The sequence below is a fragment of the Frankia sp. CcI49 genome, assembly GCF_001983215.1.
GTDB lineage: Bacteria > Actinomycetota > Actinomycetes > Frankiales > Frankiaceae > Parafrankia > Parafrankia irregularis.
The window spans coordinates 1-13,533 of sequence record NZ_MOWP01000005.1; the positions used below are offsets into that span (position 1 = coordinate 1).

Here is a 13,533-nt window from a genome sequence, read left to right on the forward strand (position 1 = left end):
TACGGAAGGATCTCCTTGTCCACGAACGACCGCACCGCGGCCAGGATGTCCGCCTGGACATCCGTCAACCCGTCGGTCTGCGCAACCCTGCCCATCACGGCTCCCGTGTCGTTGATCTCGGCGAAAACCAGCGAAATACCAGCCGGAGCCCGGCAGCCTACCAGCGAGTAACAAGCGGAGGCTACCCGCGAGTAACCAGCGCGGGCAGCCGGCCTCCGCTCAGGCCTGCGGCGGGGTGAAGGACTCGGTGCGCGCCATCCCCGCAGCCCGGCCCTTACCCGCGATGACCTCGGCCATCTTGCGGCTGGCCTCGTCGATCATCTCGTCGCCGAGCATCACCGCTCCGCGCAGACCACCGGCAGCCGACGTGTACCAGGCGTACGCGTCCAGGATCAGCTCGGCGTGGTCGTAGTCCTCCTGCCGCGGGGCGTAGATCTCGTTCGCCGCCTCGATCTGCCCCGGATGCAGCACCCACTTGCCGTCATAACCCAACGCCGCGGACTTCTTCGCCACCCCGCGGAACGCGTCCACGTCCCGGATCTGCAGGAACGGACCGTCGATCGCCTGCACGCCCCGCGCCCGCGCCGCCTCGAGAATCTTGAACAGCACGTAGTGGAAGGGGTCACCGGGATAGTCCGGCGTGAGGGCACCGACGACGAGCGACGGCATGTTGATCGACGCCATGAAGTCCGCCGGCCCGAAGATGATCGTCTCGATCCGCGGGCTCGCGAACGCGATCTCCTTCACGTTCGACAGACCCAGCGCGTTCTCGATCTGAGCCTCGATCCCGATCCGACCGACCTCGAAACCCATCACCTCCTCGATCTGCGTCAACAGCAGATCCAGCCACTGCACCTGCGCCGCGGTCTGCACCTTCGGCAACATCACGCAGTCCAGGTTCGCGCCGGCACCCTCGACCACCGTGACCACGTCGCGGTACGTCCACTTGGTGGTCAGGTCGTTGACCCGCACCACCCGGGTCTTGCCCGCCCAGTCACCCTCGTTCAGAGCGGCGACGACGTTGCCGCGCGCCGACTCCTTCGCGTCCGGGGCGACGGAATCCTCAAGATCGCAGAAGATCTGGTCAGCGGGAAGGCCCTGTGCCTTGCCCAGCATCTTCGGGTTCGAACCAGGAACAGCCAGACATGACCGGCGAGCACGCAGAGGCATTCTTCTCGAAAACTCCTTCATCGGGCCGGCCGGCCTGGGCGCCCGGATGCGGTTGGTCAGCCGGATGCGGTTGGTCAGCCGGAGCGCGGTTGGTCAGACCTGGTCAGGCGCATCAAGGCACGGCCGGCGTGGCGTGCGGGCCCCGCCACGGTAGTCGATGGGCCTTACAGCGTCCTGCCGGGTCGGCACCTCGGGGAACGTTCCACACAAAATCTCAGACCCGCACGCGGCGGCGTGGTGGTGTGCCTGTCGTCACACCGCCATACCGGAGCGATCCGACCCCGGCGAACAGCACAGGCACGCGGCGACACCCGCGAATTTCGGAACGGTTCCGTCTCCTTTTCGGGGGCCCGCCGCCCGCGGGCTCGTGAGCGGTTCGCCCCGCACCATTCGCCCGCCCGATGCGACCAGAAAAGGCGACACCCGACTGCCACTCCTGGTGCCGCCTTTCCGGCCCGTTCCCACGGTTTCGCCGCATCCGCCCACCGTCCGCGGCTGCGGTCACATCCCGCCGCGGAGGCGGACTCCCGGTCCGGATCGGTCAGCCGCCGCGCGCCTCGACAAGCGCGCCCCGGTTGACCTTCGTCGCCTCGCTGCGCGGGATCGCGTCCACGATTTCCACCGTTTTGGGTACCTTGTAGGCGGCAAGTCGGCTCTTCGCGAAGGCGATGATCTCCGCGGAGGTCGGCGGTCGCGACGGGTCGACCGGCGCGATGACGGCGTGCACCCGCCGGCCCCACTCCGGATCACGTAGCCCGATCACGACAACGTCGAGAACCTCGGGGTGATCGATGAGTGCCACCTCGACCTCGGCCGGGAAAACATTCGCGCCACCCGAGATGATCATGTCGACGCGCCGGTCGACAAGGAAGAGATAGCCGTCGGAGTCGAGATATCCCAGATCTCCGACGGTCTCGAAGCCCTGCCCGGTCTGCCGCAACTGCGGTGCTTTGCCGAGATACGTGTACCCGCCGTAGCTCGCCGCCGGGGTACGTAGGAAGATCTCACCGATCTCACCGTCCGGCAGGGGATTTCCCGCGTCGTCGAGAATGCTCACCTCGGTACCCCGCATACCGCGCCCGACGCTGCCCTGCCGACTCATCCACTCGTCACCGCGCAAGGCTGTGATGCCGATTGCCTCGGTCATTCCATAGGCCATCAGAATGCGCTCGGCGCCAATCAGCTTCGCCCACCGGTGAACGAGCGACGGCGGCATCGGAGCCGCACCCTGCAGAATCCATYCCAGGCTGGAGAGGTCGCGGCCCTCGATGTCCGGGAGATCCGCGATGCGCTTGAGCATGGTCGGCGTCGCGGTGAAGGTGGTGACCCGGTAGCGCTCGATCACGTCGACGATCCGCGCCGCGTCGAACTTCTCCATCACCACGAGCCGGTCCCCACCGAGCAGGCTGTAGAGGGTGGAGAAGCCGTTGGCGTGGTACATCGGCGCCAGCACCAGAATGACCTGCGGCCGGGGCACCGGGTTGTCGGTCCGCCACAGGTCGATGAACGGTGTGGTGAAGCGTGCGTCGAACACGGCCGGCCGGGTGTTGAGGATGACCTTCGGCGTGCCGGTCGAGCCGCTGCTGCAGATCCCGTTCGTCTGCGGCGAGGTCGCGTCGGGCAGGTCCGGGACGTCCAGGTCGGCCGTGGCATCGATCCAGGGCAGGTCGGCCGGCCCCAGATGCACGGGTGCGCCGACCGTCTCGCGCAGCCGGGAGAGCTCCCAGTCCGGCAGGTCCCAGCGGATCGGCACCGGCACCGCGCCGAGCTTCCAGGCGGCCAGCGCGCTGAGCGCGAACTGCGGCGAGTTGCGTAACCCGAGCCCCAGCAGGTCGCCGCCGCCCAGGCCCCGCCCCGCCAGGGCCCCCGCGAGCTGACTGGAGCGTCGGTCCAGGTCAGACCAGGTGAGGACGGGCTCCGAGCCGTCCAGTGCGATGTGCCGTAAGGCCGGCTCGTCCGGATGTTCCTCGGCGAGCTGGCGAATTCGCCGGGCGTAGCTGACGTCGTCCACCGCGTGTCCCTCCGTCGGTCCCACCGTCGGTTTCGTCGGGGCACCCACGGAGGGACGATGTGGAAACCGGAAGCAAACCTAACCGTTTCCGTTGTTCTGCGGAAGTGTCACACAACGGCGACCGGCGGCGCGGGCCCGCCGCCGCGGCGGTCCGATCACACGGTCGCGACCACACCGTCGCGACCAGGCCGTCGCGACCAGGCCGTCGCGATCAGGCCGTCGCGATCAGGCCGTCGCGATCAGGCCGTCGCGATCAGGCCGTCGCGATCGTGCCCGAGCGGCAGCTGGCGACGAACCTGGTCAGCTCCTCGACCCGGTCGGAACGCGCGTCCACCGCGCGGTTGATGATCCGGATCAGATGCTCGTAGGCGTCGGTGTGGTCATAGCGGGCGGTGTCGGCGATCTGCAGCGCCCAGCGCCAGTAGCCACGCATCGTGTCCGCCAGCGGCATCCGGAACCGCTCGATCACCTCGCGGATCGGCTCCACCACGGCGTCGCCGTGGGTACGCAGGTAGCGCTCGATGACGTCCGCCATGAAGGTGAAGTGCCGGGCCTCGTCCCGGCTGAGCCGGCCGAGCAGGGTGCCCAGCACCGGGTCACCGACGACGGCACGCAGTTGCTGGTAGTAGAGCTGCGTCGCCTTCTCCTGCACGAGCGCGTAGGCGAACAGCGACACCGCGTCGTCGTGCGGCAGCTCGAACGGCTTGCGCCCCTCCAGCGCCAGCTCGTGGCGCAGCGCGTCCGCGTCGGCGATGCCGGCCTCGGTCTGGTAGCGGAACAGCGCGCGGGCGTGGCTGTCCTCCTCCACCGCCCAGCGGACCGTGAAGTGGTACAGCTCGCGGTGGTGGGCGAACTCGGCCGGATCCACGTCCGCGGTGAGCGGGAACCGGCGGGTGTAGACGGCGAAATAGCCCGGGAGATGGTCCTCGATCAGGGTCACGAAGCGGACGGCGGAACGCTGGCCGTCGGTGAGCCGGTCGGCGTCCGCCGCGGCCCAGTCGACGGCGGTCTCGACGTCCCACCGCCGCGCGGGGCTGGAGGCCAGATGGAAGTCGGTCACGGCCTGCGCCAGCTCGCCCGGGGCCAGGAACGGCCCCCGCACCGGGCCGCGCAGGACTGGCTCGCGTGCCGGCGTACTGGTAACCGAGGGTGCGCTGGTCATCGTCGGTGTACTGGTCATCGTCGGTGTGCTCCCGCTCCTCAGCGCGACTTCTGGCAGACCAGCGCGTAGTGCTTCGTCGTGAAGCCCCAGCCGGYGTTGGCGACCTGCAGGTACCGGGTCAGCATCGCCGCCGTGCCCGGCCGGATCGCGTCGATGCGGTCCGCGTTCGCGGCGACGTTCGCCAGCCAGTCCTCGATCGTGCGCCGGTAGTCCTCGGTCAGGTCGTCGACCGACCGGATCGAGAACCCGGCGTCCTCGGCCGCCCTGACCAGCTCGGACAGCGGGCGCATGTCGCCCCATCCGAAGATCGAGTTACGGACGAACTCGGTGCCCCCACGACGGTCGAACTCCGCGTGCGCGGCGGCGTTGCGGAAGCACGACTCGGACACGTAGAGCCGGCCGCCACGGCGCAGCGCCGCGCGCGCCCGGCGGAACACCAGGTCCAGGTCGGGCATGTGCACGATCGAGCCGAGCAGGGACACCGCGTCGAAGGACGCCGGCTCGGTGTCGAAGGTCTCGAAGTGGCCCTGACGGGTCCGCACCAGGTCGGACACGCCCAGCTCGGCGGCGCGCTCGGCGATGTAGGCGTGCTGGCGGCCCGCCGGGCTCACCCCGACCGCGTGACAGCCCAGCTCACGCGCGAGATGCAGGACGACCGAACCCCAGCCGCAGCCGACGTCCAGCGTCCGCTCACCGCCGCGCAGCGCCAGCCGGTCGGCGACGAAGCGCAGCTTGGCGAGCTGTGCCTCCTCCAGCGTCACCCCGTCCGCGCGGTACAGGCCGCTGGAGTACTTGCGGCGGGAGTCGAGGAACAGGCCGAAGATCTCCGGGTCGAGGTCGTAGTGCTGGTTGGTGTCCGCGATGGAGGCCGGGTCCGCGGCAGCTGCCGCGGCGACGCTCGCTGGCGCAGGCACGGCCGGTGCCGGGGCGCCGGTGGAGGTGACGGTCACGCCGCGGCCCCCCCGGCGAGGGCACGCTCGACGACCTCGGTCACCTCACGGACCGTGGTCACCGTGAAGACGGTCTCGTCGTCGAGCTCGATGTCGAAGGCTCGCTCGATACGGGCGATCATGCGCAGCACCTTCACCGAGTCGGCGCCGGCGACCGACCGCAGATCGAGGTCCGGATCGATCGTGCCCGGGGCGGTCGCGAGCTCGGTGGCGACGATGCCGGTGATGGTCGAGAGCACCGGCTCGGCGGCGGTCGTGGACATCAGGACTCCTCGGATGCGGGGACGTTCGGGAGCTGGCCGCCGCGCGGCTCGTCAGCCACCGGCCGGTCGGTCGGCGGCGGGTCAGCCAGCGGCCGACCGGCGGCGTCCGCGGTCGCGGCCAGGACGCGGGCGAGGCGCCCGGCGGCGTCGTCACTGATCTGGATGCGGTCGCGGGCCGCCTCCAGCGCCACCGGCCGGTAGGTCGCGCGGGCGGTGGCGACGACGGTGCCCGCGGCGTCGACGACATCAGCCTCGGTGTTGATCAGAGTGGAGCCGTCCGCGCCCGGGATGATCCGGGCCCGGCACTCGTGCACGGCCCCGACCAGCACCGGCGCCAGGAAGCGCACCCGCATCGCCGTGGTGAACGCGGGCTGGCCGACCCGCAGCACGATGAGGTTGCCCATGGTCTCGTCGCAGATCACGCCGAGCAGCCCGCCGTGGACGACTCCGGGGTAGGACTCGTGTGTCGGGCCGAGCTGGAAGGTGGTGGAGATGCCGTCGGGCCGTTCCCGGAAGCGCAGCCGCAGGCCGTGTGCGTTGTGCGGTGAGCACCCGAAGCACTGGTAGTCCTCCAGGACGGTCCACGGCGTCCGCAGGTGCCCGTCGTCAGCGGCCGGGCCCCCGAGCACCTCGGCCAGTGGCCCGTCGGACGTCCTGGACGGCCCGGACGTCCCGGCGGGCGCGGTGCGCGTGTCCTCGGTCGAGGCGGTCACCCCAGCACCTCCGCGAGCTCGCGCCGGACCCGCGCGTTGGTGCCCAGGTCGAGGCCGGTCATCGCGCCGAACGCCCGGCGGATCTTGTCCTGCAGGTGCGCGAGCTCTCCCTCGGTGGCCACCTGGGAGAGGAAGAACTCGAATCCGGTGTCGATGGTGTCGTGGTCGCGCAGCGCCTCCAGCTCGCCCTTGAAGACCCCGACCGGATGCTTGATGCGCTGCTCGGCGGTGTAGACGAACAGCGTCTCCAGCACCGAGGCCAGCTCGTCGGGGTGCTCGGCGAGCCGGCGGCGGGTGTAGTGGATGAACTCGCGGGCGTGCGCGGCCTCGTCCCGGCTGGCGTTGGTCATGATCATGCGCAGCACCGGCTCCTGGACCCAGCCGGCGACCGCGCGGTAGACGTGGTTGACCGTGAGCTCGGAGATGATGTTGGTGGCGAGCGTCGCCGCCGGCGTCGTGCCGGGTGCGTAGGGCTCGCGCATCGCCGCGATCGGCGCCGCCGACACCGGCTCGCCGACGACGTCCAGCCAGGCCCGGAACGCGAAGTGGTGCTGCAGCTCCTGGTAGCCCCACAGGGCGACGAAGGCGGAGAAGTCGTAGTCATGGACGAACTCGTCGAAGAATCCGTGCTGGGCGGCGATCGAGTTCGCCTCGCCCATCACCGCGCCGCGCGCGATCCGGATGTACTCGGGGCGGACGTCACTTCGCCGCACCTCGTCGAAGGGGATGTCGGCGAGCCGCCACACCTGGCGCTCATAGTGGCGGAACACGTCGTAGCTGTGCATGTGCCAGCACCTGCCTGGGACGGAGACGGTGGCCCCGGACGCGCCGGCCCGTGCGGGCCGCGGCGCGGGCCGCGGTCGGGAAGGGACATCGTGTGGATGGTCGGATCGGATGTCGGACGGGGTGACAGCCAGGCCCTCGGGATGACAGCCCGGCCCTGCCACCCGCTCGGGCCGGCTGCCCGCTCACGCCACCGGAACCGCGTCGCGGGCGGCGAGACGTTGGAACTTCCCGCTGGACGTCCGCGGCAGGGCGTCGGGGCCGACGAGGTGGACGGTGATCTCGGCGAGGCCCAGCGCGGCACCGACCGCGGTGCGGATGCCGGTGGTGAGCAGGTCGCGCGCGGCGTCGTCCTCCAGCGTCGTCTCGGCCAGCACGGTCATCGCCTCGGTTCCGTCGGGGGCGATGTCGGCGTAGGCGACGCAGCGCCGGCGGTGGACCCCGGGAACGTCGCGGGCGGCATCCTCGGCGTCGTGCGGGTAGTAGTTCACCCCCCGCACGATGATCATCTCCTTGGCCCGGCCGGTGACGAACAGCTCACCGTCACGTAGCAGGCCGAGGTCGCCGGTGCGCAGCCAGCCGTCCGCGGTGAAGGCGTCGGCGGGTACCGCGCCGGACTCGGTGAGGTAGCCGCCGGTGACCGCCTCGCCGCGGATCTGGATCTCGCCGACCTGGTCGTCGGGAGCCGGCCCGGTGGCGCCGGGCGAGGTGCCGGTGACGCGCACGTTCATCGCGCGCACCGGCCGGCCCACGCCGACCAGCCCGCGGGCGGCCGGATCGTCCGGTGCGACGTCGACGGCGATCCCCCGCCGGGCGAGCAGGTCACGGTCGACCCAGCGCGAGACCGGCGCCCGGCCGCGCGGCGGGAAGGTCACCGCCAGGGTCGCCTCCGCCATGCCGTAGACCGGCATCATCGCCGCCGGGGAGAACCCGGCCGGCTCGAAGATCGCCAGGAAGCGGTCGACGGACGCGGGGGACACCGGCTCCGCCCCGTTGAACGCGACCCGCCAGCCGCTCAGGTCGAGCCCGGCCTGGACGGGCTCGGGGACGGCGTCGGCGAGGTAGTCGTACGCGAAGTTCGGCATCGGCGCGATGCTCCCGCCCCGGCGCAGGAAGTCGGTGAGCCAGCCGGCCGGATCCTTCACGAAACCGGCCGGCGACCAGACCGTCATCGGCATTCCGGTGAGAATTCCGGCGAGCGTGCCGAACAGCCCCATGTCATGAAACAGCGGCAGCCAGATTCCGCCGCCGTCGTTCTCGGTGAGCCCGACACCGTCAATGATCGCGGCGAGGCCGGCGAGGATGTTGTGGTGGGTCAGCAGGACGCCTTTCGGCGCGGCGGTGCTGCCGGAGGTGAACTGGACCAGCGCCGGGGCGCCCGGGGGCACCTCGTCCGGCAGAGGGCCGCCGGCGCCCGCACCGGCGCCGGCGGATGCCGTGTATTCGGTGACGGTGACAACCCGGACGGCGCCGCCGGCGTCGAACGCCGCGGCGAACCGGCTGGCCAGTCGGGCGGTGCGCCCGCCCACCAGGACCAGACCGATGTCGGCGACGGCCGCCGCCCGAGCCAGCCGCGCCGCGTACCCGGTCAGGTCCCGGGTCGAGGTCGGCAGCGGAAGCGGGCAGGTCACGGCGCCGGCCCGGCTCACCCCGGCCAGCGCGACCAGGAAGTCGGGGGCGTTCTCGCTGAGCAGGCCGACCCGCGCGCCGGGCCGTACCCCGCCGCGCGCCAACGCCGCGGCGAGGGCTTCGCCGCGCTCGACCAGCTCCCGGTAGGACAGCGAATCGCCCGAGGACGGGAAGTCGATCCGGACGGCGGGGCGGCGGGCCGCCACGGCCGCCAGCGCCCCGTGCACGCTGCCGGCGGCGAGCGCGGCGGCGGCAGTCGTGCCCGGCACCACCTCGTCCAGGGATACCCGCATGACCACCGGCGTCCTCTCGTCGAAACACCTCGCCCGGCTGCTGGGCCATGCGGCTTTCTCCGCGTGGCACCGGCCACCGTGCGCCTGTTTTCTCCGCGTACCGTCCGCGGGCCGTACCCGTTCCCTGGAAATGCTTGCCCGCCGCTCACCCACCGGTCAAACACGATTTCTCGACCACAATTGGCCCATCGGCGCCGCTAATCGTCCGCATCCCGGGCGAAGCGGCAACGGATGCTGCCGCACGCCGGTCGCGGATTCCACCGGCAGGCAATGCACGCCAGGTGTGAACGCGTACATGGCAGGCCCGCGCGGGAGCGCGGCAGCACCCGTCGGGTCGCGGTCGGCCCAGACCGCCCTGCCGGCCGGCGCGCCTGCCCGCCATGTTCTCGTTCCGCCGTCCACATGTGCGCGTTACCGGTGGTTAGCGCTCACCGGTAACGTGGTCTGCGCCCACCGGGAGGACGGCCATGGAGCTGCGATATCTCACGTCATTCCTGGCCATCGCCGAAGAACTTCATTTCGGCCGGGCGGCGGCCCGGCTGCACCTCGCGCAGCCGTCGCTGAGCCAGCAGCTGCAGCGGCTCGAGCGCGACATCGGCGTCGAGCTCGTCTCGCGCAGCTCCCATGAGGTGAAGCTGACCGCGGCCGGCCGGGCCTTCGAGGTCGAGGCCCGGAGGCTGCTGGACGCGACCCGCCGCGCCGTGACCGTCGCCCGGGAGGCGGCGTCCGGGCGCACCGGCATGATCAGCATCGGGTTCAACTACCCGGCCGGTCAGCGGGTGCTGCAGCCGACGCTGCTGCGGCTGGCCGCCGACTATCCCGGTGTGTCGACCACCCTGTGGGAGGCGCGCAGCGGTCCGCAGCTGTCCGCGCTGGCAGAGGGCCGCCTCGACGTCGCGCTGGTCTTCGCCGGGCCGCCGTCGGCGCAGCTGCGCTCCCAGCGGGTCGCGACGATACCGCTGGTCGCGATCGTCAGCCGCCGCCATCCCTGGGCGACCCGCAACGAGGTCCCGTTCCGGGAGCTGGCCGACCAGCCCTGCGTGCTGTTCCGCCGGGAGCAGAGTCCTGCCATGCACGACGCCATCCTCGCCGCGGCCGACCGCTGTGGCATCGCGCTGACGATCTCCGACGAGGTGGACGACTCAGGCGCCACCGGCATCGTGGTCACCACCAGGCCGGTCGTCGGCTTCGCCTCCGCGGCCCGCGGGGCGCACCCGCCCGGCCACGGGCTGTTCGCGGTCCGCCTGGTCGACCCGGTCCCGACAGTGGGGATGTACGCCGTGTGGCGCCCCGACCCGCAGCCGGTCGTGGGTGCCTTCCTGGACTGCCTGGAGGCGGCCGGGCCCTTCTCCGAGCAGGTCACCGATCAGGGTTCGGCCCGTGCCGGGGCGGCGGCGTCCACCACTGCGGGATCCGGGGCGGCGCCAACCCGAACCGCGCCGCCCGGGGCGGTGCCATCCGCGCGGGCGCCGCGGGCGTAGCGCGCCGGGGTGACGCCGAAGGCGTCTCGAAACGCCGCCGTGAACGAGCTCGGATTGTCGTAACCGCAGGCGATGGCCACCACGGTGACCGGCTCGCCCATCGCGAGCAGGGTCAGGCTGTGGTGCAGTCTGAGCTGCGCCCGCCACTGCGGAAAGGTCATCCCGGTCTCGGCCCGGAACAGCCGGCTCAGCGTCCGCTCGCTCGCGCCCGCGGTCCGCGCGAGCTCGCGCAGGGTCCGGGTGTCCGCGGGCTGGCGCGTGAGCGCGGTGGTGACGGCGACGAGTCGGTCGTCGACCGGCCTGGGTAGGTGCAGCCGGGGCTCGGTGACCGGTCGCAGCCCGCGACGGAGCACGGCGGTGAGATCCGCGGCGTCGGCCGGGCTCAGCTCCGGGTCGGTGAGCGCGCGGATGAGCTCCCGCAGCAGGCCGGTCACCGCCACGATCGTCGGGTCGGGAACACCGAAGGGATCGTCGTCCGGCCCGAACGCGAGCGTGTGCATGTCGGTGCGGCCGTGCGCCCGGTGTGCGTGGGCGACGCCGGCCGGCAGCCAGACCGCACGCAGCGGTGGCACCACCCACGAGCCCCGCCGGGTGAAGACCCGCAGCACCCCGGTCCCGGGGTAGACGAGCTGGTGGTCGGCGTGATCGTGCCAGTCGACGCCCTCCCGGTCCGCCAGGCGCAGCAATATCGGCCCGGCGGCGAGATGGCGGTTCATCGACAGAACTGTACGGGCTGGCGGTGGCTGGCCAGGCCACCGGCGGGAGAGGCTCGCAGTCGTCCACCGGGACCGGCCCCGGCGCCCCACGCGGCACCCACCGAACGTGACCGGTCCCGTGCCCGTCGCCCGCCCCCGAGCGGGCGCGTCAGGAGTGCCTCATGACTGCGTCACACCGGGTGACCACCCCCGACGGCTGCGACCTGCACGTCGATGTCGGCGGGTCCGGACCGCCCGTCGTGCTGCTGCACGCCGGCGGCCCCGACCGACACAGCCTCGACCCGATCGCCCGCGGGCTGTCCGGGCGGTACACCGTCGTGCAGCCGGACATCCGGGGGTACGGCGCGTCGGTGTGCCGCGACCCGGCCCGCCACACCTGGGACCAGTACGTCCACGACGTTCTCACCGTGCTCGCCGCTGTGCCCGCCGCGGGAGCGCACGGCGACGTGCCCGCCGTCATCGGGGTCGGCATCGGTGCGACGATCGCGCTGCGGCTGGCGATCGCCCATCCCGACCGGCCTGCCGCCGTGGTCGCCATCGGCGTCGAGGACATCGAGGACGACGAGGCGAAAGCCGCCGAGATCCGGCTGCTCGACGAGTTCGCCGGACGGGTCCGCTCGGACGGCCTGGCGGCGGGCTGGGAACCACTCCTGCGGGGGCTGTCACCGCTGGCGAACGCCATGGTCAGGGAGGCGATCGGGCGCGCCGACCCTGACAGCGTCGCCGCCGCGGCGGCCATCGGGCACGACCGGTCCTTCCGGTCCGTCGACGAGCTCTCCGCTGTGCGGGTTCCGACGTTGCTCTTCCCGGGCGGCGACTGGCGCCATCCGGACCACGTCGTCCACGCCGCGGCGCGCATCATGCCGGCCGCCGTGCTCGCCGGCCGTGCCCTGGACGACTCCCTCACCACCCCGGTCGACCTCGCCGCCGCCGTCCTCCCGGAAATCGAGACGTTCCTGCGCGCGCTGCCCCGGCAGCGCGGCTGAGCGGAAGTGGCCCATCACATGCGCACATCCCACGATCACAGCAGCCCCGGCGCCCTGCTCGCCGGCATCGTCCCGGCACCGACAGCGCTGACGGAACCACCCGCAGTGGCACCCGCCTCGCTCTGGGCCCGGATGCGGACCTGGACGGCGGCGCACGCCGTCGACGACCTGTACCAGGGGCTGGTCCCGGCGAGCATCCCCTACTTCGTCCTCGAACGGAACTACGGCTACACCGCCGCGTCCGGCCTGGCGCTGGCCGCGACCCTGGGCGGCTCGCTGCCCCAGCTGCTGGTCGGCGTGCTGGTCGACCGCCGCCGGGTCCCCTGGATGGCACCGGTCGGCGTCAGCCTGGCCGGGGTGGGCGCGGGCCTGGCCGGGCTGGCGCCTGCCTACGCCGCGACCTGGCTGCTGCTCCTGCTGTCCGGGGTCGGGGTGTCGATGTTCCATCCGGCGGCCGGCGCGGCCGCACGCGCGGTGGCAGGCGACGACACCACCGCGATGAGCCTGTTCGCGGCGGGCGGCAGCGTCGGGTTCTTCCTCGCGCCGCTGCTGGCCACACCGGCCCTCGCCGCCTGGGGGCCGAACGCGACGGTGCTCTTCATCCCGCCCGCGCTGCTGCTCGCTGTGGTACTGCTGCGGGCGGGCCGCCGGCCGGTGGCGGCCCGGCGGCCGGGCACTGGTGCGGGCGCACCCACGCCCGACCGCCCGCGTCCGTTCCTGCTGCTGACCGCGGTCGAGATCGTCCGGTCGGTGCTGCTGTTCGGCGTCAGCACGTTCATCGAGCTGTTCTGGCTGCGGCACCTGGGTGCCAGCCACGCCCTCGCCGGGCTCGCGCTGACCCTGTTCCTGATGGGCGGTGTCGGGGGAACGCTGGTCGGCGGCCGCCTCGCGGACCGGTTCGGGGCGGTCCGCACCGTCCAGGCCGGCGCCGTGCTCACCGTGCCGGCCCTCGTCGCGTTGCGGCTGGCCGGCGGACCGGTGACGGGACTTCCCGCCGCGGTCGCGGCGGGTATGGCCATTAGCATCCCGTTCGCCGTGCTGGTCAAGCTCGGGCAGGACTACCTGCCCAGCCGGCCGGGAACCGCCTCCGGGGTCACTCTCGGCCTCGCCGTCAGCGCCGGTGGGCTCGCGGCGCCCGCCCTCGGTGCGATCGCCGACACGCACGGCATCTCGGCCCCGTTCACCGTGCTGTGCTTCGTCCCGGCGCTGGCGGTGGCCATGTGCGTGTTCCTGCCCGAGCCGGCCCGGCGCGGCGCCGCGTTTCGCGATTGACATTCTGAATAGTTCGTTCGGCATTCCTGTGTTGCCGATGATCCGGTGGGCGCGGAACATCGCTCAAACGGTCGGATTCGCGTGATCGCCGAGGCTGGCCGGCC

12 protein-coding genes are annotated in these 13,533 nt (G+C 72.2%); 3 read left to right on the plus strand and 9 right to left on the minus strand.

Going from position 1 to position 13,533, the window contains the following annotated elements; genetic code table 11:
• Nucleotides 1–219 precede the first annotated feature (219 nt).
• From CcI49_RS03375 to CcI49_RS03410, 8 genes are all read right to left on the minus strand, one after another.
• Nucleotides 220–1,170: a CoA ester lyase gene (locus tag CcI49_RS03375; protein ID WP_076824259.1), complete on the minus strand. Its 951-nt coding sequence runs from the start codon at nucleotides 1,168–1,170 to the stop codon at nucleotides 220–222.
• 541 nt (nucleotides 1,171–1,711) lie between these two features.
• Complete coding sequence (locus CcI49_RS03380) at nucleotides 1,712–3,181, minus strand: AMP-binding protein (RefSeq protein WP_076824411.1); 1,470 nt, start codon at nucleotides 3,179–3,181, stop codon at nucleotides 1,712–1,714.
• Between the two features lie 253 nt (nucleotides 3,182–3,434).
• Entirely contained in the window at nucleotides 3,435–4,361 is a 927-nt protein-coding gene (locus CcI49_RS03385; protein WP_054570038.1) for an acyl-ACP desaturase, read from the minus strand.
• Between the two features lie 20 nt (nucleotides 4,362–4,381).
• A complete protein-coding gene (locus CcI49_RS03390) occupies nucleotides 4,382–5,257 on the minus strand; it encodes a class I SAM-dependent methyltransferase (RefSeq protein WP_076824413.1) in 876 nt (291 codons plus the stop codon).
• A gap of 32 nt (nucleotides 5,258–5,289) precedes the next feature.
• Complete coding sequence (locus CcI49_RS03395; RefSeq protein WP_054570037.1) at nucleotides 5,290–5,556, minus strand: acyl carrier protein; 267 nt, start codon at nucleotides 5,554–5,556, stop codon at nucleotides 5,290–5,292.
• Nucleotides 5,556–6,269, minus strand: a complete 714-nt coding sequence (locus CcI49_RS03400; protein ID WP_054570036.1) for a PaaI family thioesterase — start codon at nucleotides 6,267–6,269, stop codon at nucleotides 5,556–5,558. Before CcI49_RS03400 ends, CcI49_RS03395 begins: the two co-directional genes overlap by 1 nt.
• The gene (locus CcI49_RS03405) at nucleotides 6,266–7,054 is read right to left on the minus strand and encodes a hypothetical protein (RefSeq protein ID WP_054570035.1); all 789 of its coding nucleotides are present in this window, start codon (nucleotides 7,052–7,054) and stop codon (nucleotides 6,266–6,268) included. The genes CcI49_RS03400 and CcI49_RS03405 overlap by 4 nt, the downstream gene beginning before the upstream one ends.
• A gap of 183 nt (nucleotides 7,055–7,237) precedes the next feature.
• Nucleotides 7,238–8,974, minus strand: a complete 1,737-nt coding sequence (locus CcI49_RS03410; protein ID WP_198955442.1) for an AMP-binding protein — start codon at nucleotides 8,972–8,974, stop codon at nucleotides 7,238–7,240.
• Nucleotides 8,975–9,441: 467 nt separating this feature from the next.
• On the opposite strand from CcI49_RS03410, the gene CcI49_RS03415 reads away from it, so the two are divergent.
• Nucleotides 9,442–10,455 (plus strand): LysR substrate-binding domain-containing protein, encoded by a 1,014-nt coding sequence (locus CcI49_RS03415; protein WP_054570033.1) that lies wholly within the window; start codon nucleotides 9,442–9,444, stop codon nucleotides 10,453–10,455.
• Here CcI49_RS03415 and CcI49_RS03420 read toward each other — a convergent pair.
• The gene (locus CcI49_RS03420; RefSeq protein ID WP_116437328.1) at nucleotides 10,341–11,171 is read right to left on the minus strand and encodes a helix-turn-helix transcriptional regulator; all 831 of its coding nucleotides are present in this window, start codon (nucleotides 11,169–11,171) and stop codon (nucleotides 10,341–10,343) included. The two genes, CcI49_RS03415 and CcI49_RS03420, sit on opposite strands and share 115 nt — an antisense overlap.
• A gap of 161 nt (nucleotides 11,172–11,332) precedes the next feature.
• Between CcI49_RS03420 and CcI49_RS03425 the strand changes: the two genes are divergently transcribed.
• Both CcI49_RS03425 and CcI49_RS03430 read left to right on the plus strand, forming a co-directional pair.
• Nucleotides 11,333–12,157 (plus strand): alpha/beta hydrolase, encoded by an 825-nt coding sequence (locus tag CcI49_RS03425; RefSeq protein ID WP_054570032.1) that lies wholly within the window; start codon nucleotides 11,333–11,335, stop codon nucleotides 12,155–12,157.
• A gap of 132 nt (nucleotides 12,158–12,289) precedes the next feature.
• The gene (locus CcI49_RS03430; RefSeq protein ID WP_347280101.1) at nucleotides 12,290–13,429 is read left to right on the plus strand and encodes an MFS transporter; all 1,140 of its coding nucleotides are present in this window, start codon (nucleotides 12,290–12,292) and stop codon (nucleotides 13,427–13,429) included.
• Nucleotides 13,430–13,533: the final 104 nt, after the last annotated feature.

Coding starts and splice junctions, on each gene's coding strand:
- CcI49_RS03375 (WP_076824259.1), bottom strand. CDS start 1,170: ATGCCTCTGCGTGCTCGCCGGTCATGTCTGGCTGTTCCTGGTTCGAAC.
- CcI49_RS03385 (WP_054570038.1), bottom strand. CDS start 4,361: ATGACCAGTACACCGACGATGACCAGCGCACCCTCGGTTACCAGTACG.
- CcI49_RS03395 (WP_054570037.1), bottom strand. CDS start 5,556: ATGTCCACGACCGCCGCCGAGCCGGTGCTCTCGACCATCACCGGCATC.
- CcI49_RS03405 (WP_054570035.1), bottom strand. CDS start 7,054: ATGCACAGCTACGACGTGTTCCGCCACTATGAGCGCCAGGTGTGGCGG.
- CcI49_RS03410 (WP_198955442.1), bottom strand. CDS start 8,974: ATGCGGGTATCCCTGGACGAGGTGGTGCCGGGCACGACTGCCGCCGCC.
- CcI49_RS03415 (WP_054570033.1), top strand. CDS start 9,442: ATGGAGCTGCGATATCTCACGTCATTCCTGGCCATCGCCGAAGAACTT.
- CcI49_RS03420 (WP_116437328.1), bottom strand. CDS start 11,171: ATGAACCGCCATCTCGCCGCCGGGCCGATATTGCTGCGCCTGGCGGAC.
- CcI49_RS03425 (WP_054570032.1), top strand. CDS start 11,333: ATGACTGCGTCACACCGGGTGACCACCCCCGACGGCTGCGACCTGCAC.
- CcI49_RS03430 (WP_347280101.1), top strand. CDS start 12,290: ATGCGGACCTGGACGGCGGCGCACGCCGTCGACGACCTGTACCAGGGG.